Origin of the sequence: Chitinophaga agri, from assembly GCF_010093065.1 — a bacterium.
GTDB lineage: Bacteria > Bacteroidota > Bacteroidia > Chitinophagales > Chitinophagaceae > Chitinophaga > Chitinophaga agri.
In genome coordinates, this window is sequence record NZ_CP048113.1 from 7,449,265 (window position 1) to 7,471,911 (window position 22,647).

Annotated in this window: 20 protein-coding genes and 1 tRNA gene; 11 read left to right on the plus strand and 10 right to left on the minus strand. The window is 44.8% G+C overall.

The annotated features are described in order from the left end of the window. Positions 1-458 precede the first annotated feature (458 nt). Both GWR21_RS29400 and GWR21_RS29405 read left to right on the plus strand, forming a co-directional pair. Positions 459-1,082 carry a hypothetical protein gene (locus tag GWR21_RS29400; protein ID WP_162335261.1) on the plus strand — a complete coding sequence of 208 codons (624 nt, stop codon included), beginning with the start codon at positions 459-461 and terminating at the stop codon, positions 1,080-1,082. An 89-nt stretch (positions 1,083-1,171) separates the two neighbouring features. Beyond that, positions 1,172-1,447 carry a zinc ribbon domain-containing protein gene (locus GWR21_RS29405; RefSeq protein ID WP_162335262.1) on the plus strand — a complete coding sequence of 92 codons (276 nt, stop codon included), beginning with the start codon at positions 1,172-1,174 and terminating at the stop codon, positions 1,445-1,447. A 334-nt stretch (positions 1,448-1,781) separates the two neighbouring features. On the opposite strand, the gene GWR21_RS29410 is transcribed toward GWR21_RS29405, so the two are convergent. Further along, positions 1,782-2,078: a hypothetical protein gene (locus GWR21_RS29410; RefSeq protein WP_202929008.1), complete on the minus strand. Its 297-nt coding sequence runs from the start codon at positions 2,076-2,078 to the stop codon at positions 1,782-1,784. 272 nt (positions 2,079-2,350) lie between these two features. Here GWR21_RS29410 and GWR21_RS29415 point away from each other — a divergent pair, with 272 nt between their 5' ends. Continuing rightward, positions 2,351-2,890, plus strand: coding sequence for a hypothetical protein (locus GWR21_RS29415; protein ID WP_162335263.1), 540 nt, complete (start codon positions 2,351-2,353; stop codon positions 2,888-2,890). A gap of 73 nt (positions 2,891-2,963) precedes the next feature. On the opposite strand, the gene GWR21_RS29420 is transcribed toward GWR21_RS29415, so the two are convergent. After that, complete coding sequence (locus tag GWR21_RS29420; RefSeq protein WP_162335264.1) at positions 2,964-3,236, minus strand: hypothetical protein; 273 nt, start codon at positions 3,234-3,236, stop codon at positions 2,964-2,966. A 202-nt stretch (positions 3,237-3,438) separates the two neighbouring features. Between GWR21_RS29420 and GWR21_RS29425 the strand changes: the two genes are divergently transcribed. From GWR21_RS29425 to GWR21_RS29440, 4 genes are all read left to right on the plus strand, one after another. After that, complete coding sequence (locus tag GWR21_RS29425) at positions 3,439-3,840, plus strand: barstar family protein (protein WP_162335265.1); 402 nt, start codon at positions 3,439-3,441, stop codon at positions 3,838-3,840. 207 nt (positions 3,841-4,047) lie between these two features. Next, on the plus strand, positions 4,048-5,781 hold the full coding sequence (locus GWR21_RS29430) for a tetratricopeptide repeat protein (protein WP_162335266.1): 1,734 nt from the start codon (positions 4,048-4,050) through the stop codon (positions 5,779-5,781). A gap of 185 nt (positions 5,782-5,966) precedes the next feature. Continuing rightward, complete coding sequence (locus tag GWR21_RS29435) at positions 5,967-6,287, plus strand: hypothetical protein (protein WP_162335267.1); 321 nt, start codon at positions 5,967-5,969, stop codon at positions 6,285-6,287. Between the two features lie 429 nt (positions 6,288-6,716). Next, a complete protein-coding gene (locus GWR21_RS29440) occupies positions 6,717-7,736 on the plus strand; it encodes a lipase family protein (RefSeq protein WP_162335268.1) in 1,020 nt (339 codons plus the stop codon). A 197-nt stretch (positions 7,737-7,933) separates the two neighbouring features. Here the strand turns inward: GWR21_RS29440 and GWR21_RS29445 are convergent, their stop codons facing one another. Both GWR21_RS29445 and GWR21_RS29450 read right to left on the minus strand, forming a co-directional pair. Then, positions 7,934-8,881 carry a hypothetical protein gene (locus GWR21_RS29445; protein WP_162335269.1) on the minus strand — a complete coding sequence of 316 codons (948 nt, stop codon included), beginning with the start codon at positions 8,879-8,881 and terminating at the stop codon, positions 7,934-7,936. Positions 8,882-8,978: 97 nt separating this feature from the next. After that, positions 8,979-9,551: a helix-turn-helix domain-containing protein gene (locus GWR21_RS29450; RefSeq protein ID WP_162335270.1), complete on the minus strand. Its 573-nt coding sequence runs from the start codon at positions 9,549-9,551 to the stop codon at positions 8,979-8,981. Between the two features lie 526 nt (positions 9,552-10,077). Here GWR21_RS29450 and GWR21_RS29455 point away from each other — a divergent pair. After that, positions 10,078-11,778, plus strand: coding sequence for a GH39 family glycosyl hydrolase (locus GWR21_RS29455; protein ID WP_162335271.1), 1,701 nt, complete (start codon positions 10,078-10,080; stop codon positions 11,776-11,778). A gap of 80 nt (positions 11,779-11,858) precedes the next feature. On the opposite strand, the gene GWR21_RS29460 is transcribed toward GWR21_RS29455, so the two are convergent. Then, positions 11,859-14,156: a GH92 family glycosyl hydrolase gene (locus GWR21_RS29460; protein WP_162335272.1), complete on the minus strand. Its 2,298-nt coding sequence runs from the start codon at positions 14,154-14,156 to the stop codon at positions 11,859-11,861. A gap of 729 nt (positions 14,157-14,885) precedes the next feature. Further along, the gene (locus tag GWR21_RS29465; RefSeq protein WP_162335273.1) at positions 14,886-15,428 is read right to left on the minus strand and encodes an NAD(P)H-dependent oxidoreductase; all 543 of its coding nucleotides are present in this window, start codon (positions 15,426-15,428) and stop codon (positions 14,886-14,888) included. A 94-nt stretch (positions 15,429-15,522) separates the two neighbouring features. On the opposite strand from GWR21_RS29465, the gene GWR21_RS29470 reads away from it, so the two are divergent. Beyond that, a complete protein-coding gene (locus GWR21_RS29470) occupies positions 15,523-15,897 on the plus strand; it encodes a winged helix-turn-helix transcriptional regulator (RefSeq protein WP_162335274.1) in 375 nt (124 codons plus the stop codon). Between the two features lie 201 nt (positions 15,898-16,098). Further along, positions 16,099-16,171 (plus strand) — tRNA-Lys (locus GWR21_RS29475). A 384-nt stretch (positions 16,172-16,555) separates the two neighbouring features. Here GWR21_RS29475 and GWR21_RS29480 read toward each other — a convergent pair. Next, positions 16,556-16,945 carry a hypothetical protein gene (locus GWR21_RS29480; RefSeq protein ID WP_162335275.1) on the minus strand — a complete coding sequence of 130 codons (390 nt, stop codon included), beginning with the start codon at positions 16,943-16,945 and terminating at the stop codon, positions 16,556-16,558. A 69-nt stretch (positions 16,946-17,014) separates the two neighbouring features. Here GWR21_RS29480 and GWR21_RS29485 point away from each other — a divergent pair, with 69 nt between their 5' ends. Next, a complete protein-coding gene (locus GWR21_RS29485) occupies positions 17,015-18,172 on the plus strand; it encodes a hypothetical protein (protein WP_162335276.1) in 1,158 nt (385 codons plus the stop codon). A 169-nt stretch (positions 18,173-18,341) separates the two neighbouring features. On the opposite strand, the gene GWR21_RS29490 is transcribed toward GWR21_RS29485, so the two are convergent. The 3 genes from GWR21_RS29490 to GWR21_RS29500 all read right to left on the minus strand — a co-directional run bounded on the left by GWR21_RS29490 (position 18,342) and on the right by GWR21_RS29500 (position 22,646). After that, on the minus strand, positions 18,342-19,226 hold the full coding sequence (locus GWR21_RS29490) for a bestrophin family protein (RefSeq protein WP_162335277.1): 885 nt from the start codon (positions 19,224-19,226) through the stop codon (positions 18,342-18,344). A 220-nt stretch (positions 19,227-19,446) separates the two neighbouring features. Further along, a complete protein-coding gene (locus GWR21_RS29495; RefSeq protein WP_162335278.1) occupies positions 19,447-21,435 on the minus strand; it encodes a heavy metal translocating P-type ATPase in 1,989 nt (662 codons plus the stop codon). A 20-nt stretch (positions 21,436-21,455) separates the two neighbouring features. Beyond that, the gene (locus GWR21_RS29500; protein WP_162335279.1) at positions 21,456-22,646 is read right to left on the minus strand and encodes an efflux RND transporter periplasmic adaptor subunit; all 1,191 of its coding nucleotides are present in this window, start codon (positions 22,644-22,646) and stop codon (positions 21,456-21,458) included. Position 22,647 lies beyond the last annotated feature (1 nt).

A 22,647-nucleotide genomic window follows, 5' to 3' on the forward strand; every position in this document is an offset into this window, starting at 1 on the left:
AGTGATCACTCACCACTCCCCGGATCTTAACAAAAGAATATTTTATTAACCTGCTGACATAAATAGGGTTGCCACCCGTGCGTATTTATTTTGGCTAAGTAGGTCCAGTTCCAATCCAGTATGTCAGCCATCATCATGTATGATGATCATGGTCATTTCCCATAATATGTTTATATCCCAACTTTAGTACCGTCCCGTTGTGACTTTAGAGTTGATCGCCAGCCCCATTAAAGCTTATCAGATTGTCATTTTATTATCTTTTAAATTCTACCATTGTGAAAACATTAATTACCTCTCTATTCAGCTTATTATTGTGCAGCGCTCTTTTTTATAGTTGCGATAAGCATGATTATCCATACCCGCACCCACCGAGGTGTCAGATCACTAAACTAAAAGGAGAGATACTCTTCACTGACTCAGTTTTGATCACCTATAATGCTAAAGGGAATCCTGTCAGTATGACAAGAACTCATGTCGGAACAGGAGCCCCGAATTTTCTTTTTCGCTACGACAAATACAATCGTCTAACTGACATCATTGGTGCTTACAGTGGCAATGTAACATTCGAAACATGGCATCATTACGTCTATAATAATAACAGTTATAGTGATGCACTAAGGCCGGTTACAGACACCACATACACTTTTGGTGTCATTGGCACAGGCCCGCTTCCTGAACAGATTTTCCATGGTGTACGCTATACCGACTTTACCTATGATCGTTATGGTAGAATTATAGTCGCCAGGGAAGTCGATATCAGACCTATCCCTGACACCCGTGAACTGCGCTATTATTATAACGCCGCAGGAAATCTTATTGCCCTCGCAACCACTTACCCGCAAGGTATAGATAGCATTAACCTGGTTGCTTACGACAATAAGATCAATCCGCATCAGACACACCCCATCTGGCAGTTGATAGATCGGAATTACAGTGTGAATAATCCATTCACGGCTGTTGCATATAATAACTTCGGACTCCCAACTGTTATCGGTGGAAAAGAAAGCGCAGGTGAGTTCCTCGGATATGATTTCATCGGAGAATTGACAATAGATTATAACTGCCATGGGTCAGGTCATTGATCATTCAGGACAACAGTCCTGTGCTGATTTATCAAATCAGCACAAGCATTTTAATCTGCATATATCCATTAAGTCTAAATCATTTTATCATGCAACCACAATTATTCTGTCAGAGTTGTACGCTTCCTATTGATGATATAGAAAACAGAGGCACTGAAAGGGATGGATCAAAAAGTGATTTGTATTGTAAATACTGTTATCAGGCTGGAGCGTTCACTGATCCTGATATGACGCTCGAACGAATGAAAGAGATAGCAGAAACGGAAATGAGAAAGAATAACTTACAGGAAAATATCATTCGTCAGTCCATTGACATGATACCCCGACTTAAAAGATGGCAGCGGTCTTCCTTAGCCGGTAGTTAATTTGTGCAGCATCAAAAAGGCAAATTTGAAACAGTTTTAGACTGTCAGAGGCATATATCATTCGATTCGCAAAAAGAGGGTCAGCAAAATTCCCTCTTTTTGTATGTTTTTTTGGATAAGCGTGGACGTATTCAGGGGGAATGTTGGGCAAGAAAATTCCTGGCCAGCCTGTCGTGACATGAAATCGCCACTGACTTTATCGAAGTAGTGCTTATCAGAAACGGTCCGGGGCATTGTTGATGGCGATTAGCGGTGCTGTTTCATGATTGATCCAGGCACTATTATCTGTAAATAAACTCAAAGCAAACGCCCTTAAACATAGCAGCAACTACGTTTAAGGGCGCCTTTTTATAAGTATCACCCAGGCAGTAGCAGGTTGCCTGGCTTTTTCCGATCTCGTATACACCACCAGACAAGTGAACGCAACTATCAGGATAATCCGCAGTACCAAAGTAAGCTGTAATAACTCCGGGCCAGCAAGGTTCTTCGCCTCGTTCAGTGCCAGCGCTTCGGGTGTCCCTTCAAGGTCCGTCGCATAAGTCTGTAGTTGATCACCTGCAGGAAGGTGCTTGATAATCAAGCCGTCATAAAACCCTCCCTTGAACATCGTGTATATCGATACTGCGGACATGCCTTCTCCAGGAAAAGAAGGGTTTACACATCACACATGGGACTTGTGGGGCTGGGGAAAAAAGAGTTTGTCATCATTGACATGCCTATCCAGTCAGTGCCTGTTACCTGTTTAGTATCCAGTGCATGCCGTCATCATAAGGTTATTTAGAGGATATCTATATATCGCCGGGATATTGAAGTGATATACAAATGACGTATTAGTACTCATTTAGACTGGAGACCTGATCGATTTCATGTATATTTGTAACTATAACCTCAAAATTGATCATTATGGCCATTGTTAAAGACAATATCCTCCTGCAACTGGTGCGGGGTTCTATCGGTAGACAAGTCACTATTTACGAACGGAATGGGCAAATCATTATGGCGAAGAAACGCCGCCCTTCTAATCGGAAACCAACAAAAAAACAGCTGGAAGCCAGGCATAAAATGCGCATAGCGGCGGATCTGGCGAGGGATATGATGAACGATCCCGCGATAAAGGCCTATTATGCGTCGCTGGCTGGCCCAGGGCAGAATGCCTATAATATGGCCGTAAAGGATGCTTACCGCTCTCCCGAGGTCCAGAATATCACATTAGAAGATACTGAAGTGATCGTAACTGCCAGGGATGAATTTCGGGTGGCCGAGGTAGCCGTGCAGGTAGTGGATACTGATGGTGTTATTATTGAGAGCGGTCCGGCGGTATTGGGCCGGAATGGAATAGATTGGCATTATAGATCAACCGCGCGGCCCGTTGGTGGCAGGATCATCATAGTGGCGGTCGATTTGCCGGGAAGAAAAACGGTGAAAGAGTTGTTATTGGGCTAAAGGAAAAAGTTCACCTATTGAAGAATGTATCATTTGCATTTCAGTAGCATTATTATTGAAATGTCAGGCGTCGTTATTCCTGCCGCAACGTCTCTACCGGATTCATCACCGCCGTCCGATAAGTCTGTATTCCAATCGTCAGTACGCTCACCAGTGAAAGACATCCCAAACATCCGGTATAAATCCCCAGACCCGGCGTAGCCCGATACGTGACCGGCATTTCATACACTGCTGCACTTGGTCTGAATGCCAGCAGTAACAACGGTTGCGTTGTGTTGGCAGCAATATATTCATAACTATCATCCCAACGGAGAGAATCCGGAAAGCAGCTGGGATGATGCTGCACACTTTAAAAAAGTATTACACTCCACTGTGAACCCTGATATTTTCAGGTTCGCCATTAATACGATTGAGTTGATAGAACAACGCTTGCTGAGGCCTTAGCTGAATCCTTCGGATAATATCAGAGTAATAGCCGATAAGGATAATATCGGCGTCAGTGTAGTGGATTGCCAGTATTTGTGTCTTTTTTGTAGTTTGCCGGCAATATGAAGAAGCAGCTTGTTATCAATGGAGACCATATACATGATATTCCTTCGTTCTACAAAGAGATCAATCGCGTATTCATGCAGGAAGAAGACTGGGAAATAGGTAATAGTCTGGATGCATTTGACGACCTGCTCTACGGAGGATTGGGTGCTATCAAAGGGCAGGAGCCGGTGCAGCTGATCTGGCTACATATCAGCAAGAGTAAGGATGCGTTAGGATATGAGGCTACGAGGAATTATTATCTGGAAAAACTGGCGCCGGGGTCACCGTTTAATAAGACGCATTTCACTGCGCAGTTGTCGGCATTGGAAGCGGGAAAGGGGCAAACTTATTTTGACATCGTGTTAGAGATCATTGCAGGGCATAAGAATATAGCATTGATAAAATCATCATCTAAATAGTTTACAGGAATAGGTTTGTTGGTTTTACGCATCGTATGTCATTTCTCCGGACAAAGGTAGGCTTTAAAGCACCAGTTCCATTTTTCTATTACTGGCACATTTTGTAAATTGTTATAGCTAAGAGAACGTATATCGCTGTTATTCTATACGTTCAGCATTGAGTGGAGCTTACGATATGCATCAACCCCCCAAATAAATAAGCTTCTCATGAAACACAACTGTTTAAAGATGGCGGCCATTTTAATGCTCTTTGCATGCAGTAATGTCAAGTCATCCAAAGAGCAGCCTTCTGCCGATATAGCAGCAGCTACGATCTCCTGTGCCACATCCAGCACCATGGACAAAGACTGGTATACTTCCGGTAAGAAGGCGCCTAAGTTAAAGGGCCTTGAGGGGATAGATTTTCACATCTCAGCCACCCATCCCGGGGCCAGGGAATATTTTAACCAGGGCATGATGCTCGCGTATGGCTTTAACCATGCTGAGGCTGCGCGTTCCTTTTATGAAGCCTCCCGGCTGGATAGTACCTGTGCTATGGCTTATTGGGGATTTGCGTATGTACTGGGGCCCAACTACAATGCCGGCATGGAAGAAGATAATTTTCAGCGGGCCTATGCCGCAGCAGTGAAGGCACAAGCGCTTTCAGCGAAGTGTATGCCGAAGGAAATAGCGTTGATCAATGCACTGGTCACCCGCTACGCGAAGGAGCCACCTGCCGACCGGCAGCCGCTGGATATTGCCTATGCGGCAGCCATGAAGAAGGTATATGAGCAGTTCCCTACAGATCCCGATATCGGGGCACTCTATGCGGAAGCATTGATGGATCTTCATCCCTGGGATCTATATGATAAGAAAACGAAGCAACCGCGTGCCTGGACACCGGAGCTGCTGAGCGTACTGGAACACCTCATCCAAATCAACCCCCGTCATCCGGGCGCCCATCATTTCTATATACATGCGCTCGAAGCATCTGCTACTCCCGAAAAGGCACTGGCAAGCGCGCAGGCGCTCGACACATTAGTGCGCGGAGCAGGGCATTTGCTGCATATGTCTTCACATATTTATATCAATACCGGCGATTACCACCTGGGTTCACTGTCGAATGTGCAGGCAGTGGCGGCAGATAGTAGTTATACGACTGCGTGCCACGCCCAGGGAGTATATCCGCTGGCTTATTATCCGCATAATTACCATTTTCTGGCGGCAACGGCTACACTGGAAGGCCATTCAAAGCTGGCGTGGATGGCGGCGAAGAAGCTACAGGCACATACTGCGGAAGATGTTATGCGGTTGCCGGGGTGGGGCACCCTGCAGCACTATTATACGATACCTTATTACATCGCCGTCAAGCTGGGTATGTGGGATACGATCTTTGCGCTGCCAGCTCCTGCAGAAGACCTTGTCTATCCGCAGGCTATCTGGCACTATGCAAGAGGGATGGCGTATCTGGGAAAGAATGATATCGCTGAAGCACAGCAGGAGATGGGCTGTCTGGGAAAGCTGGCGAGGGATACTACACTGAAAGATTTGACTGTCTGGAATATAAACACGATCGCTGATCTGGTACGAATTGCGGAGAAGGTATTATCTGCCGGAATAGCGGCGAAGCAGCGTAAGATGGATACAGCTATTGCTTTATTGCGAGAAGCGGTGGCCATGGAGGATCAGCTGAACTATAATGAACCTCCTGACTGGTTCTTCTCTGTCAGGCATCAGTTGGGGGCGGTATTACTCAAAGCTGGTAAATATAGAGAGGCGGAGGAAGTATATGTACGGGATTTGCAGATATGGAGAAAGAATGGCTGGGCTTTGATAGGGTTGTATCATGCATTGACAGGTCAACAAAAGACCAGTGAAGCAAAGCGGGTGAGAGCTGCGTTTGACCAGTCATGGCGGTATGCGGATATCACTATCGCATCATCTTCGGAAGTTATTAACTAGTGAATAGGGTTGTTTGTCAAGAGAGGCTACCGCTAATTTGTAATCTTGATGTTCTAATTCCATAGCCTATCATTTCTGCACTGTAACAAATTATAAATTGATTAATAATTTTATGCCTTGTAATTTACTAATAGCTGGAATATTTCGATGTCCCTTCGTTCTTAAGTACTACAGGATTGGTAGCTGTGAAACAAAGAAATAATGGCGAGCCTCGCTCTTCACTGAAACCCAATGGAGAAATACTTCCTTATTCTTTTGTAACAATTGAAACCAGTAACGCGGATTTTAATACTCTGAGCACGCAAGTGCAGGATACAGTCAGCTTCTTAAAGTTGCACCGGGATCAACTTATGCAAATTAAAGGAACAGAGGGTGTTGAACACATAAATTTAGACTTTGGAATAGAAATGACAGATGGAAAGTTTTCAGAAAAGATATTTCTGCCCATTGAGCTAATTAGTTTAGCCGCCGAACTTAATATGACTGTGCAGCTTTCGATTTATTAAGAAAAAAGAATAGTTCACTATTTTTAATCATTTAGATTTACGACTATAGGGGGCAACAAACCTCAAAGGCGAAGCGTATAAGTACCCCGCTAGTTGAGACAGGTCTGGGCTTTTACAGGTGTGCTCCTGGTCATGAGGAGAAGCTGCATGCAGAATATCAGGATAGTAGTTTATTACATTAGATATGTATTGTGTTTAGTCTCCCGATTGTCATGTATCGATCCACTATAAATTTATTCAATATAAAAAACATTAATTTGTTTATAATGCTAATAATCATTTACTTGGGACAGTTATCTTTTTGAATCTCATAATAACACCACGATGAATGTTTGAAAGCCGGACAACTTTCTGCCCTTAACACAATAGGAAGTGTTATTCAATTAATCACCCCACTATTTGTTTTTTTAACTTCAAAATACCATAACCATGAACTCCGAAAACAATGCGGTTGCTCCCGGGTACAGAGCACTAGCCTTACAGTTTTGTTTTGTTGCTTCCGGTGAAAATCCTGAAGGAAATTTAAGTAAGCTGATGCCAGGCTGGCAAATGGTCTGGAGCAGTGGGCAACCACGTGATCCCAACTACTTTTTTGTGGCCAAGGACACTAATTATACGGCTGAGGATGTTTTTGTGCTTGCTATCAGAGGGTCCGTTATGCCTACCGAAGACTGGGATACATTAGTGGACTATATTCTGGAAGATCTGAATAGTGTACTGTGGCCATGGAAATACGGTGGTACCGCAGCCGCGATCAGCGCAGGCGGAGCCATTGCCTTCCTGGAAATGGAGAAAGTACATAATGCGTTGAAGAATAGTGCTCCTGAAACACTGCTTGACTTCCTCACGAAGAACGCAGTAGGAGATCGTAAGAGACTGATCATTGCAGGGCATAGTCTTGGGGGGAACCTCGCTAAAGTTTATGCTTCATACTTCATGCAGATGCTGAAAGTGTCGATGCAGGGAAAAATATACCTTATTACCTTTGCGGCACCCGCATCCGGCAATGCTGCATTTCAGGCTGATCTGAACAGAAAGATCTCTTCTCAGGAGCATTGCCAGAATTTAAATGATATAGTGCCTTTTTATCCAACAGTGGCAGGTCTTCATGCTATCGGTACTTTATACAGGCCAGGCCCACGTGCTGCTAACATCAACATGAGCTATATGGATAAGCATACAAAAAGAATGGAAAAGATGAATCTACAGGAATTCTTCGACAAGCTAGCCGTAGATTTTACAATATTTAATTATCAGCAACCGCTTACTGGGTACTGTACATTCCTTGCGTCTCCGCTGCTTGGTACGGCTGATGAATTAGTGGATGAATTGAAGTATTGGCAATTGCAGACAGTGCGTCAACATCAGATCGCTGTGTACGCGCATCTTCTTGGAATAGATCTTCCTAAGAGGAACACACAAACACCGGCTGCTGAAGCGACTGTTTAAATGTTTCACTAAATAGTCAAAGGGCGTCTGCTATGTTAAATGACATTGGCAGGCGCCCTCTGATGATTAGGATGGCAAAGGCAGACAGTGCATGAATATTCGTCAGAATTTTCCTGTTGACAGAAAAAGAGACATCGGGTATTCCCTGGGATCATCACGTAGCCGGGAATGCTGTCGAAGGATAGTTGCCCCATGGTCTATAGTATACAGAACTTTTTATTTCGTGTATCTATCACCAGTATGTTATGGATAAAGAGGGCATTACCAGTCATTCCACCCATGCCTGACTTTTTCATTGCGCTTACCTGTGCATCGCTGACACCTTCTATATAAGTGATGAATCCCAATGGAAGTTTTTTGTCAGCTATCGTTATACTATCGGTTGTTTTAAAGCTGGTAGCTGTGAGCAATCGTCCCCAGGACGACACATTCCGGCTTGTTGGAAGTGCCCCGGGGGACGCTAACTGTAAAGCTGTGGCCTTGTCAGTCAACAGTCCGTAAGCACTCGATCCCGTATCAAAAAAAGCGATCTTCTCAGTGCCTCCGACAGAAAAAGGAAGAAGGATCTTTCTTTTTTCATATATCAGATCAGCCCAGGTCTGCCCCGCCTGTTGTTGGGTATGAGGGTCACTGATCAGCATATACTTTTGAGGATAGTTAATGACAACGGTCTTATTATCAATAAGATCTGTTCCCAGGGTGCCGATAATCTCCATCGCATTGTGTTGCCAGTTAATACCGGTGCTGTCAAATTGTTTTATGACCATTTCCCTGACCAGTACTGGCATATTCCCTATCCTGATGCTGCACTGCTGCAACTTTCCGGTTGTATCTGAGATACGGGGTGTTTGGGGATAACGGTCGCCTATTGCCTGTAACTTATTTCTGTACAACATAGAATAAGGGGAACCGGTATCAAATTGCATATAAAATATGCGTGGACAACCTTTAAATCTGACGGGAATAAGGAGGGCACTATATTGACTGTCTTCCGACTTTGCCCATGAAAATGGAAGCTTGTACTCTTTTCCTGCGGGTAGTACCAGCTGATTGACAGGAATGTCCTGCGCATGACAGCAGAGACAGGTATAGAAGAAGGTGGTGAGTAACAGTACCGTCTTGCGTAGCATAAATAATGGGTGCATCTGATGTGTTTTTGATACAGCGAAAGTAGGCGAGGGGATGCGCCGCAACAACGGCATTTCCACGTCATTTGCACGACATTTATTGTAAACCAATAAGTTAAGTCCTTCTTTGAATGCGCATGCTGTTATACAAGATCAGTCCTGCATTCAGGAAATACATGAAGAAGAACGGGCACAAATAGTGTATGGTGTAATGCTTATTACCCGATATTTTTACTGAGAGAAGGTTATAGGCAAGTGTTAGCAGCATGAGCAATTGCAAAATGACCACCCAATATACCTGCTGTCGTACTATTTTCCGGCCAAGGGTCAGTGCCTCTCCGTCTATATTTGTTCGCTTTTTTAATAAGAAATTGGGTATCAGAAAATGTGCCCAGGGAATAACGAGATAAGAAAAACAAGATAAGTTGACTAATTTCAAAAAATGGGTAATGTCTTCTGCTGGCAGTGGCGTGCCGGTATCCTGTACCCCCGATCCCGCATTTGTCAATGTTTCATAAGGCACATCCAATGCTTTTGCAATGGCTTTTAGTGTATAACTCCTCGGAACGCTTTCTCCATATTCAACACGCTGTATAGTGCGTACCGTCACCTGCGCGAGATCAGCCAGTTCTTCCTGGGTATATCCTTTATCTTTACGGGCCTTACTGATTCGTTCATTCAGTTTCATCACACAGGATTTACAGAAAAAAACGACGGAACACCAGTTCCGTCTATAAATTCAACGATCAACAGATACCGTTCCCAGTTATTTTTGCCTGGAGGTCCTTACAAGAAAGTAAATAGTCATCAGGAACGTTAATACGTATACAATGCCTATTCCTGTTTCCTGGAATCTAAAAGTTTTAAAGTCGAACTGCTTGTAAATGGTCCATCCTAAAACGATTGCTACAATTACCAGTGGAAAAGGTTGTCCTTTTTTGTTGCTCATTAGGTCAAAGGTTTAGTTATCATATATGCTATAGTCTTAACCAGCGTAGTAGGCCAGACAAATGTATAATTTTTACACTTAAAATTTTATCAAAATAATTTATTGTCAGCGTTTGGGTTGATACTGGCTTTTACGCTGTAGTCTGCTGTTTCGAGTGTAACACCTTTGCATGTACGGTATTGAAAAACTGGGGTGTCGATCCCGGGAGGGTGCCGATAGACATTCAATCAAATTGTATTAAATTTAGCTGACCAATTAACCCGTTATGAAAAACATTTTATTGACCGGCATTTGTATAGTCTTGAGTCAGGCTTTAACAGCACAGGTTTCTCCGTCGTCTTTCAAAAACAATCAGACTGCATATGTTGATATCAACCTGGAACAAACAGTAGGCCCTATGAAGCCTGTATGGGCCTGGTTCGGCTATGATGAACCGAATTATACCTACATGAAGGACGGAAAGAAGTTGCTTTCCGAAATAGCTAAACTCAGTCCTGTTCCCGTATATGTGAGAACACACAGTCTGTTGGTAACGGGAGATGGTATTGCCGCACTAAAATGGGGCTCGACAAATGTGTATACCGAAGATGGTGATGGTAAGCCGGTTTATAACTGGACTATCATGGACAGTATTTTTGATAGCTATATCAGTCGTGGCATGAAACCATTGGCACAAATAGGTTTTATGCCGCAGGCATTATCTACGCATCCCGAACCTTACCGTCATTATTGGAAGCCAGGTGATCCCTATACGGATATCATTACCGGCTGGGCCTATCCTCCCAAAGATTACGATAAATGGCGGGAGCTGGTGTATCAGTGGGCAAAGCACGCTATTGAACGTTATGGAAAAGAGGAAGTGGCAAGCTGGTACTGGGAAGTTTGGAATGAGCCGAACGGACACTATTGGAAAGGGAGTCAGGAAGAATTTTTTAAGTTGTACGACTATGCTGCTGATGGCTTGAAAAAGGCGTTGCCGACAGCCAGAATAGGAGGGATCAATATTGCTGGAACAAGTGGCAGAACGGCTACGGAGTGGACAACTAAATTTATTGAACATTGCATTTCCGGTACCAACTACGCTACCGGCGAAACAGGTTCACCCTTGGAAGCGGTGCTGTTTCACGCGAAGGGAAGCCCACGACTGATAAAAGGTACAGTGAGAATGAACATGGCTCCGCAACTTCGGGATATTGCTGCCGGATTTCGTATAGCGGCTTCATATCCGCAAACCCGTCATCTACCGCTGATCATCGGAGAGTCGGATCCGGAAGGTTGTGCTGCCTGCGGAATGGCCACTAATCCGGAGAATGCCTACCGTAATGGCACCCTCTACTCCAGTTATACTGCTGCTTCCTTTGCGCGGAAATATCTCCTGGCAGATCAGTATGCTATTAATTTCCTTGGCGCAGTATCCTGGTCATTTGAATTTGAAAACCAACCGTGGTTCTATGGTTTCAGAGACCTTGCTACGAATGGGGTAGATAAACCGGTGCTGAATGTATTCAGGATGTTTGGTATGATGTCCGGCGAAAGAGTAGCGGTGTCCGCGAATCGGATGTACCCGCTGCAAACAGTGCTGGATTCCAGTATCAGAGGTGAGCAGACTGAAATCGGGGCACTTGCTGCCAAAGCCCCCGGGTCAGCAACTGCAATGGTCTGGAACTACCATGATGAAGATAAACAAGGCGCTGCGGAGCCAGTAAATGTAACATTCAGGGGCGTGCCGGCGAAGCTGGTCTCCACTAAAACTTATCTCATTGACAATGCGCATAGTAATTCCTATGAGGTATGGAAAAAGATGGGCTCACCACAGCATCCAACTAAAAAGCAGATCACAATACTGGAGAAAGCCGGCATGTTGCAATGTGTGCAGCAGCAGCAGCAGGCCATTAACAATGGCGAACTAAAGCTCACCCTCCATTTACAGCGACAGGCAGTAGCTTTGGTAATATTGAACTGGTAGTAATGCGCTGTTTAAGCCGGTGTAATAATAGCGGTATAACATGCGAACACCGGTACGACATGAGATGTTCGCATGCTATTTTACTGTATGGATGGGGGAGGTGTATGAATACCCCATTTTTCATTAGGCATATTCCCCATTCTCATCAGCAGTTTTCCTCCTTTCATCAGTTCGTCGCGGTATAGCCATGCGTTATCAAGCGGCTTACCATTAAAGCTGGCCGATTGTACGTAGATGTTTTGCTTACTATTATTTTCCGTAATGATGACGAGTGTATTGCCGTTACCCAGTTTGATGTCTGCCCGGTCAAACAGTGGGCTTCCCAGTTGGATAACAGGCCGCAGGTCGGTCAGCCCTTTCACATCGAACAGTCCCAGGGATGCCATCACATACCAGGAACCCAGTTGTCCCTGATCTTCATCCTGTCCGTAGCCATACCCATGGATGCTTTCTGTTCCATAAAATTCATCACAGATAGCCCGTGTCCATTTCTGCGTAAGCCAGGGTTTACCAGAATAGTTAAACAGCCAGCTCACATGCAGATTGGGCTGGTTGCCATGATTGTAACTGGCCTTTATACCTGCAAATGCATCGATCGTTTTTCCTCCTCCGAAACTGTTTTGCTGAGCTGTGCGGAAGATATCGTCCAGTCTAGCGTTAAATTCATCTTTGCCAATAGCTGCGATAAGACCCGCAGGATGTTGCGGTACATAAAAGGTGTACTGAATGGCATTACCCTCCTGAAATCCACGCCAGGGCTCCAGTGGATCAAAATTGCTGATAAATTCACCAGTGGCCGTTTTGGGCTGTATCAGTTTTGAAGCAGGATTGAAAAGCAGTTTCCATCCATTAGACCTGCTGATGAAATAATCATAGTCAGCCTGCTTGCCCATGGCTTTTGCCATTTGCGCTGCTGCGAATGCACTATAGCTATATTCCAGGGTGTGTGATGCTGAAAACCTGGAACCTGTGGAATCAGTTCTATCCTCTTCAAGAAAAGGAGCGTAACCATATTTATTAAAAGCGGATACGTCCAGTTTACCGGAGCCTACGGGTCTGTTTGTTCCATCTGTTTCGTTTGCCCTGATGGCCTTGTATGCCAGGAGTGTATCGTAATCACGGATGCCACACTGGTAGGCTGCGGCAATTGCCAGTCCTACAAAGTTGGTCCCCACGCCGGAGGTGAAATGTCCATTGGAGACACCGTCGGCAAACCAGCCCTTTTTCTGATAGACATCCATTTGTGAACGGACATAGTCGTTGTAGTGCTCAGGATATGCCAGTGCCCAAAGCTGCGTCAGGTTCCAGAACGCTCCCCAGATTGCGTCAGTATTATAAAGGTTTGTCTGCCCCACATCGTTGATAATGCCACGGCCCAGGAGTGCATGATATAGTCCGGTGTAAAATTTGGTCTTATCCTGTATATTAGTGCCGGTTACCGCGAGTTTCCCCAGCTCCCGTTGCCAGATCTGCTGCGCACGTTTTTTCGCCTGGCTGAAATCGAGTTTGGTTGCTTCTGCTTCAAAGTTCATTTTAGCATTTAGTGTTGACGTATAGGATAGTCCGATCTTTAATTCTACAGTCTCCTGACTTGTTGTAGCAAATTCAAGGAACAGACCAGCTCCTTTGCCCTTTATCTCCCGGGTGTCCTCTTTTACTTCATGATTATTGAACGCGCCTACCGTCTGAGGTTTCTTACTGATCTCGCCATAGAAATACATATTGATCCTGCCCTGTGGGTCATACTTTTGAATATAGGCTGGGTAGGTGGTGACAAATCCCTCAAAGTGTGTGGCATCAGTCATACGGACGCCTGCATCGATCACTTCACCACTTTCTCCCTGTTTATTGCCAATATCGAGTATGATCCTGGCATCCTGACTGGCAGGAAAGGTGTACCGGTGAAATCCTACACGCTCAGTAGCGGTAAGTTCAGCAGTGATATTATAGTCATCAAGTTTTACCTTGTAATAGCCTGGCTGAGCCACTTCATTCCCGTGGTCAAACAGCGAACGATACCCGTTTTTTACTCCTTTTTCAGCATCTTCCAGCTGTCCGGGAATCAGTATTCTTTTACCAGTTGCCGGCATGACGACGATACCACCAACCTGCCATTCATGGAAATGAGCGAATCCTTCGATTGACCGGTGTCTTGTGTCATAACCGACTGCTTCCCACCCACTGGGATTGCCATAATGCCCGTTCGTGGAAGGGGCCAGTTTGGCCATGCCGTGTGGCAATGCGGCTGGAGTGTAGAAGAACCACCGGCTATGCGCGGTGCCTATACCCGGATCTGCATATCGTAGCAGGTTTTCCTTCTGGGCCGCACAGGAAAAAAGAAATGCTGTTATGACTAGGAGGTATATATGTCTGTACATTGGCTGTTGTTATGTATGTACAAACATAAGATTTTAAGTATAGAATGTCAAGGTGAAATAATTTTTCCCAATAAGTGCTGGTAACCTGACCACCATTGCAGCAATGTCTCCGGATGGCACTAATACCACTAATTATATCTCTTACGACAATAAGATCAACATGCATCAGACCAATGCTATCTGGCAGTTAATAGACAGGGATTATAGCGTTAATAATCCATTTACCGCAGTTTCTTATAACTCCTCAGGGCTGCCGACAATTATAGGTGGCGAGTCAAGTTCGGGGAGATTCCTGGATTATAATTTCACAGGCCAGCTCGAAATATTCTATGACTGTCGTGGCGTTGGCCATTGGTAGCATTTAATGTTTAAATGATGATCTGAAGAATGCGTTGAAAGACTTCCAGTGTTCTGTTACCCTAAGATCCTAACAATTCTTACGCATACAGGAACGGGGCATCAGGTACCTGGCGATGAACAGATCGATCTGGCATGTGAGGCGCTGCATCATGCAGCCGATAGGGTATACAGGCCGATGCACGGAGATGATGTGCAGCTACTACTGGAGAAACATTGTCTGTGCAAAGGACTGTAAGTTTATCCTTAACTATCAATAAAAGCGGAATGCCTGGTTAATACGCTGCACCTGCTAACAATTAAAGCACATCTTCTCATGGAAATCAGGAAGATGTGCTTTTTCATTATGCGATATTGTAACTGGCGATGTCATCACTGCGCTGCCAATTTCCGGAGAAAGATCAGGTAGTCTTTCGCACTTTGTTCGATCCGTTCTTCTGTTGCATGGTGTTCTGCTCCATAGAACGCAAAGAGCGGCCGGTAATCGGCCTTCACATAGTCAAAAGTGAGCTCAAATGGTGTTGTTAGTTGTTGAAGGGTATATTTATACCTGGCTCCCTGATTGTAATCCTCCTCATCAACGCCAGCTGAAATAGCCAGCGCAATTTTTTTGTGTTGCAGCTTATAGCCGCTCTTGCTACCATAAGCCCATCCGTAGGTGAGTACCTCATCCAGCCATGTTTTAAATAAGGGCGGGCAATTAAACCAATAGAATGGAAACTGGAAGATGATGTTGTCATGTGCTGATAATAATGCCTGTTCCCGCTCAATATCTATTCTTCCGTCCGGATAACTGGCATGCAGATCGTGTACAGTGTATAATTCTTTTTGATCACGTAAAACTTCTATCCATCTTTTGTTCACCTTTGAGCCCGCCAGATCCGGGTGTATCACTATTACCAATGTTTTATTCATGTCGCTGCTTTTTTATCACTTCACAAAAGTATCTAACTTTGTAAATTGTGTGTACATCAGATGCTGAATGTAAGGAACTAACAAAAGTGTAACTATGAGTAAGATCAAATCATCATCCACCCATCAGGAGAATAAGCAGTTGCTGGAGGCGGAGTGCCCTGAGATCTATGCTGCCAATCAGATCAGCGGGCAATGGACCGTTGCTATCTGTTGCTGCCTGGCGATCGGCACACGGCGATTTGGAGAACTGAAAAAGGAACTGCCTACTATTACAGAACGTATACTCACACTCGAGTTGAAAAAGCTGGAGCAAAGGCAGCTGATCGTACGTACGGTATATGCAGAGGTACCCGTACGTGTTGAATACGAATTGACAGAGATCGGTAGAGAGCTGGTGCCCATAATGGAGCAGTTACAGCACTGGGGAATACGGCATAAGGCATGGGTTTCCCGCGAACAGACCGTATAGGTTTTAGCGAATGATGTCATTTGTACTGGATATTTTTCTGCGGCGGCGTTTTTTCTGATGTTTTTTTAAAATAGCTGTAATGTACGTCTGTCGGGTATTTGTGGTGATGATGGTTGTTTTTTATTGAAAATATTTTAAATAAAGTGCTTGATATTTAAAATTATTGCCTATCATTGCACCCCGATCGAAAAGAAAGGGAATGATTCCGTAGCTCAGTTGGTAGAGCAATACACTTTTAATGTATGGGTCCTGGGTTCGAGTCCCAGCGGGATCACAGAAAATTAAACGCTTCAAGTTCTTGAACTTGGAGCGTTTTCACTTTTAGGGAGTTTCACATACTGCTTATATCAACGATTGGTAGGTTAGAGTCTCTTGTCTGCTTTGGCGGCACGATGTTCATTCCCTTTAAAAATGGCCTTGTCTGTGCTATTTGTTTACTCTTCACTCTTTCATCAAACCAATGCCCAAAGAAATCTGCATAGGTGTCATATGTTTCTTCACTTACAAGACCTCTGATGAAATTTTCAAAGTCCTTCGCCAGAAAAGTTTTTTATAATTCGATTCCTGGTCGGCATGCAACGCTTCGGGCTCCCGTCTTTTCCTCATTTCGAGTAGCCCAGCATTATAATGGATCTTTATTAAAAGCATATTCCAACAGCTAGCTTTTATAGTTATCAATACCAATCTGCATCGACTTCTTTCTGCATTCCTCTGAGGCTGTTTCATCATACCAGGTGACTTGAAAATGATCGCATGTAACTGCTGCAGGTAAATCTTCTATCTGATACGTGATTGAATTGCGACCGACACAAATGACGTTGCCAAAAAATGGGAATGCCTCCAGCACCCCTACACGGAATGCCGGAAGACCTGCATTGGTAAAGGCAAGAGGATCAAACAGCATAGTGAGTCGTTTATTCGGATGTATCATGTCAACTGTATCGGTGTGCAGGAGCTCTTTTACCTGCTGGTATCGAATGGCTGTTTCTGCTGGCAATATGATTTCTTTCATTGTCTGCTCATAACCGTCGAATAATATAGCGCGCATGGGGTATTTATGGTTTGACAACAAAAATAATAAGTTCATTTATTATTTTCGTGATATAAAATGCATGTTATGTATACCCCAAATATGGCAGATATCCAACGGATAGCCCTGATTAATGACCCTGTACTGCGCAATGTACTCATTACACAATCTTATTACGAGCTCTCGCAGATTATCATGTCCCGTACAGGGGCGGTAGCGAATTGGTGCACCTTCGCCACATGGGCGTCCAAGCAGGCCGGGCAGAGTATCCGGAAAGAAGACCTGCAGCGTACACTTGAAGCTCGGGTTGATATTGGACTGCTGAAAGAATTTCAGGCACTTATTGCCATTGCGGCGGAAATGGGTATTGGCGCCGGGTTGAGCGCCAGGCTTCATATGCTGGTAAAGAATAGTCTGCTTGGACGCATCGTTGATCGGACAGCCGAGGCAGTGGCCAGGGGAAATAAAAAGGTATTTGAAGAGATAGGCTTTCAGTTCGCCAGGTTTATTACTAGTTGCTTCGACCATGCGGAACCCGATTTACCAGGTTGTGAATCGTTTTGCAGGGAAATGCGTGATGGTGATCCGCCTGACGGGCAGCAATATTTAAAAAGCGCTTTCACAAATTACTATATGGCTTTTTTCGAGCATGACGAACAATTACGCCTGGAAAAATTACTGCTGGCAAACCTGCTGATCGGATTTCATGAGCAAACAAGGTTACAACCGGAAATCCTGGATTCTCTTAATGCTGCGTTTACAGGAAAAGATGCTTTTCGCAAAGAGGTGATTGATTTCTTATTTCCTCCCGGAAGTTGGCGTACGCAGGTACGTTTGCTCTATCTGAAAGCTACCGGAAAGGCTTCCCGCCTGGAGGCCGCAATTGACAGACTGACAACGGAGCTGCAGCACATAGTACGGAAGCAGATTACCGCCTGCCTGATGACGCTTAGTCTGCCGCATGAGAGACTATTGTTATCCAAAGACCTGCAGCGTACCTACCCCAGGGAGCTAAGCAAGCTTTCCTGTAAGGACCTGGTTGAATTGATGACAAGAATTGATACGACCCCTGATAGCTTGAAAGAAAGCGGTACTGAAGACTGGGGCGATCTCACTGATCGTATGCATTTTATTACGGAGCTTTTCCGTTGTTATCAGTTTGATGAACAGCTGCATCTGTCTGCGTTTGAATCGGTGCAGGTAGCGGCAATGAAGAGGGGAGAGGTGCCAACGGGACGGTTATAGCAATATGCTATCAGGTATAAAGGAGGCGTAATAGCCGGCTTGGACGTCTGATGTCATCAATAAAAAGCCCGGCTTCTTAAGCAAAAGAAAACCGGGCTTTGATGAATAGTCTTTTAGTGCATTGCTGTTCCAGACAGCAGTACCGTATTTATTCCATAGATTTGTAAGCCTACATAATATAATAGCTGTCTTCATTTTTTACGAAAACAGGAGCTGGTTCGCCAATGATCTCAAGTAAATTGGTTTCGATTGTCTGACAGATGGTGGTCATAGGTGTGTCCGTTGGCTTATTCTCAAAAGGGTCCTGCATGATAATTGCCGTTTGTTCAATAGCGATAAACAGCATTGGCACCAGAAATACGATCACTATTTCCATCCATTTTAACCTATCCTCTAGCCCAAAGGGCAGTATGGTCATCAATACATAGATCAGAAAATGGATCAGTAAGCTATACGATTTCGGGAATACCGTTTTCTTTATTCTTTCGCATTTACCCATCGAGTCACATAATCTGGCTAACGTAGCGTCTATCTGAACCTGTCTGTTGGGATCAAGATTGAATTGCGCAGTAGCATCGGCCAGTACCTCCGCATGTTTGTTCATGAGGAAATTCGGCCAGTTTGTGCTCTCTGTCATGTACATTGACAGATGTGCCTTGACTTTTTCCGAAGAAGGCGTGCCTCTTAAAGACTCTGACAGTACATAGCACCATATAATCTGGCGGTGAGCAAATGTTGCAACAATCGCTGATGCTTCCTGCTGAGGCATGAAGAGTCTGACTTGTCTGATTAGTGTGCGGCTGTCGTTGACAATAGCCCCCCAGATAACCCTCGCCTCCCACCAGCGTTCATAAGACTGAGATGTTCTAAATGCGAGCAGTAATGACAACATCGTTCCTATCAGCGCTGATATGGCAAGTGGAATGGAGAAATTTTTCAACATCCCATAATGATCTAAAGATCCGGCGACGATGGCATATGCCGCGATAGCTGCAAGATCCCATTTTATGAGATTGATAAAATATGTTATTGAGATGCTTTTATTGAGCAACATACCTGTAATATGGTTTATTGGGGATTTATAACGCTCTCAGCTAATCGTTCAATGTTCATCTGTATTCCAGTGACCAGCTCTCTTGGCACTCTAAAATACTGATGTTTCTTAAAATAGGCAGTATTTATTTTGTCCGGGTCCGTAGCTAATGGTGCTTTCCCGGATGCCTGGTCGTGATGCAACAATTAGCATAGGTACGCTACTAACAAACAGGAGCTGTTTAATCGTCCATGTTAGTGCGTTGTATACGAACCGCATTAATGATGGACAGTAACGCGACGCCTACATCCGCGATGACCGCCTCCCATAAAGTAGCAACCCCACTTGCACCCAGCACCAGCACAGCGATCTTAACGGACATCGCCAGTATGATGTTCTGCCAGACAATATTGCGGGTAATTTTGCCGCACCTGATAGCAGTCACTATCCTGGATGGCATATCATTCTGTATAACTACATCTGCCGTTTCAATTGTCGCATCACTTCCTAAACCACCCATTGCTATACCAACATCTGCCAACGCTACGACTGGCGCATCATTAACGCCGTCCCCGGCGAAAGCTATTTTGGCGCCGTTCGCTTTTAGTGTTGTTACTTTTTTTACCTTACCATCTGGCAACAGGTCTCCATATGCTTCCTGGATCCCCGTCTCTTTGGCCACTTTATCTACTACACGCTGTTTATCACCCGATAGCATGACAGTTCTCAATTTCAGCGAATGCATGGCTGCTACCGCTTCCCTTGCGTCTTCCCTGACCTCATCTGCTATAGTGATGTAACCTGTGTATTGATCATTTACAGCAGTTACAACGATTGTATCCACCTCTTGGCGTACGTCATCAGGGAATGGTATGCCATACTTCTCCAGCAGTTTTACATTTCCTGCCAGTATTGTTTTGCCTTCTACATTGCCGCTCAATCCATGTCCCGCTATTTCTTCCATCTCATCAACTTTGGGTAGTGGTATCTGATCGCCGGCATATTCCACGATGGCGCGTGCAATAGGATGAGTGGAAGCGCTTTCCAGTGCTGCTATTAACTTCACCAACTCGGTTTCGCTCATACCTGCCGCAACTACTTTCCGGACTTTGAAGACGCCTTTCGTCAATGTCCCTGTTTTATCCATCACAATGGTATCCACCTTCGTCAGCGCGTCCAGGAAATTACCTCCTTTAAGCAGTATACCGTTCCGCGCCGCCAGACCAATTCCGCCAAAGTATCCCAGGGGAATAGATACGACAAGACCACATGGACAGCTAATGACAAGAAAAACAAGTGCGCGGTAGAACCATGTCTGAAAGACATAACTTTCTACAAAAAATACAGGCAATACAGCAACGGCAAGCGCAAGAAAGAATACTATAGGTGTATATATCTTCGCAAACCGGGATATGAATAACTGCGTCTCGGACTTACGCGCAGTTGCATCCCGGACCATGTCCAGTATCTGGCTTAGCTTACTATCCCTGAACAAAGTGGTCACTGTTATTTCCACCACGGTGTTCAGGTTGACCATACCCGCTAATACAGGGTCTCCCTTGTACTTTGTATCCGGTTTACTTTCGCCCGTTAATGCTGCTGTATTAAAGGAGGCGCTATCAGATAATAGCAGCCCGTCCAGTGCTACCTTTTCTCCCGGTTTAACCTGTATTTTTTCATTTATAGCTATTGCTGACGGATGTATCATTTCGGCCTTACCCTCTCTTATAACAGTTACTTCTTCCGGACGAATATCCAGCATCTTTTTGATATTGGCTTTTGCCCTGTTAACAGCTGCGTCCTGGAACCATTCACCAATACTGTAGAATACCATTACGGCAACACCCTCAGGATATTCTTTTATGATAAAAGCACCTATTGTCGCAACGCTCATTAATACAAATTCATTAAACACATCCCCTCGTGTAGCCTTCCTCCATGCCATTCGGAGTACTTTCCACCCCGACAGCAGATAAGCCGCCAGATTGATGGTTAAGGAAACAGGCTGGGAAAAGGTGATGTTAAAGCCATATTCGAGTATCAGTACAACAACAAGGATAGCCAGCGCGGCTATCAGGTCAATGTGTTCCCGGATGGAGCTACTGCCGCCAGCAGCTCCGTGATCATGCCCGTCATGCCCGTCCTCATCGTGATCATGAGTACGATTATTAGCTATTATCCGATGTTCGTGGTGCGTTTCAATATTGTTTGCGGAGGTCTTATTATTCATAACAATTGATTAGAGACTGATTATTCCTCTTCACCTTTATTGGTGAGTTTAGCTAATACAAAAAAGGTTCCTTTGGTAACCAGTAACGCGCCCGCAGGAATTGGTTCAACCGGTGTGATCGCAGTATATCCCATGTCCGTTATACCTTTGGCGACAGCCCATTTTTCAAAGAAATATACCGTACCGTCTCCTCCAGATTTGTCCGCCCGGGTAGATACTTTCTTTTGCAGGATAAATACGTAATCCTGACCTGCATGACTGACGATCGCCTCTGTAGGCACAGCAGGCAGGAATAATGTACCTGTGTTAATGATCCCTGTTACATTCATACCCTCTATCAATCCGCTTTTTTCTCCTTTTACAACAGCATGTACTGGAATGGTCTTGGTATTGTTTTCAAATGCCGTACCAATGGAAAAGATCTCCGCGTCATACCTTTGACCAGGATTATTGGTAAGTGTAAAGCTAATGCTCTGTTTGGTCTTAAGTAATGGGAGATCTTTTTCGTACACAAACAAGTCCAGATGTAGTTCGGAATTATTGACGATCTGTGCAATGGGCATTGATGCATTGACCTGCGAACCTATTTGTGCTGATACGGAACTGATGGTCCCACTGATAGGAGCGGTGATGGCAACAGTCGTATTAATCTTGCCATTAGCAACAGCATTCACCGAAACACCCATGGCTGCTAACTCCTGCTGCAAGGCATTGCGGCTGGACGTTAAGGTGGTTAGTTCCGTCTGTACACGCTGAAGATTTTTCATGGGCGCCGCGTTCCCCTGTACCAGTTCTTCCTGCCTGTGCAGCTCTGTTGCTGTCAGTTTGATCTGTGCCAGCGTCGCCTGTAGCTGTTGCTGTGTCTTCGCCAGTGACGGATTCGTCAATGTCGCTATTACCTGTCCCTGTTTGACATAATCACCAGGTAATACGTGTAATGTTTTGATGACGCCATCGATAACTGAAGTGACAATTGCCTTATTCTGGTTAGGAACGTTCAGCATACCATTCGCTTTAATCGAATTGGTCAGGTCCCTGTACTGTACGGTATCCGTTTGAATGCCTACAGCGTCTACCTGCTCCTGTGTTATTTCAGCAATTGTTGTATTCTCGTGAGCTTCGGTCTCCTTTAGGGCTTCCGGCTCCTTCCTGCTGTTGCTGCATGAAGCCAGTGCTGCACCTGTTATTAAAAAAAGAAGTAGTCTTCGCATT

Bases quoted from the DNA above. Each gene is read 5' to 3' on its own strand.
- GWR21_RS29405 (WP_162335262.1), top strand. From the start codon at position 1,172: ATGCAACCACAATTATTCTGTCAGAGTTGTACGCTTCCTATTGATGAT.
- GWR21_RS29410 (WP_202929008.1), bottom strand. From the start codon at position 2,078: ATGTCCGCAGTATCGATATACACGATGTTCAAGGGAGGGTTTTATGAC.
- GWR21_RS29495 (WP_162335278.1), bottom strand. From the start codon at position 21,435: ATGAATAATAAGACCTCCGCAAACAATATTGAAACGCACCACGAACAT.
- GWR21_RS29445 (WP_162335269.1), bottom strand. From the start codon at position 8,881: ATGCACCCATTATTTATGCTACGCAAGACGGTACTGTTACTCACCACC.
- GWR21_RS29455 (WP_162335271.1), top strand. From the start codon at position 10,078: ATGAAAAACATTTTATTGACCGGCATTTGTATAGTCTTGAGTCAGGCT.
- GWR21_RS29400 (WP_162335261.1), top strand. From the start codon at position 459: ATGACAAGAACTCATGTCGGAACAGGAGCCCCGAATTTTCTTTTTCGC.
- GWR21_RS29440 (WP_162335268.1), top strand. From the start codon at position 6,717: ATGAACTCCGAAAACAATGCGGTTGCTCCCGGGTACAGAGCACTAGCC.
- GWR21_RS29480 (WP_162335275.1), bottom strand. From the start codon at position 16,945: ATGCGCGCTATATTATTCGACGGTTATGAGCAGACAATGAAAGAAATC.
- GWR21_RS29450 (WP_162335270.1), bottom strand. From the start codon at position 9,551: ATGAAACTGAATGAACGAATCAGTAAGGCCCGTAAAGATAAAGGATAT.
- GWR21_RS29460 (WP_162335272.1), bottom strand. From the start codon at position 14,156: ATGTACAGACATATATACCTCCTAGTCATAACAGCATTTCTTTTTTCC.
- GWR21_RS29415 (WP_162335263.1), top strand. From the start codon at position 2,351: ATGGCCATTGTTAAAGACAATATCCTCCTGCAACTGGTGCGGGGTTCT.
- GWR21_RS29470 (WP_162335274.1), top strand. From the start codon at position 15,523: ATGAGTAAGATCAAATCATCATCCACCCATCAGGAGAATAAGCAGTTG.
- GWR21_RS29485 (WP_162335276.1), top strand. From the start codon at position 17,015: ATGTATACCCCAAATATGGCAGATATCCAACGGATAGCCCTGATTAAT.
- GWR21_RS29500 (WP_162335279.1), bottom strand. From the start codon at position 22,646: ATGCGAAGACTACTTCTTTTTTTAATAACAGGTGCAGCACTGGCTTCA.
- GWR21_RS29425 (WP_162335265.1), top strand. From the start codon at position 3,439: ATGAAGAAGCAGCTTGTTATCAATGGAGACCATATACATGATATTCCT.
- GWR21_RS29490 (WP_162335277.1), bottom strand. From the start codon at position 19,226: ATGTTGCTCAATAAAAGCATCTCAATAACATATTTTATCAATCTCATA.
- GWR21_RS29465 (WP_162335273.1), bottom strand. From the start codon at position 15,428: ATGAATAAAACATTGGTAATAGTGATACACCCGGATCTGGCGGGCTCA.
- GWR21_RS29430 (WP_162335266.1), top strand. From the start codon at position 4,048: ATGAAACACAACTGTTTAAAGATGGCGGCCATTTTAATGCTCTTTGCA.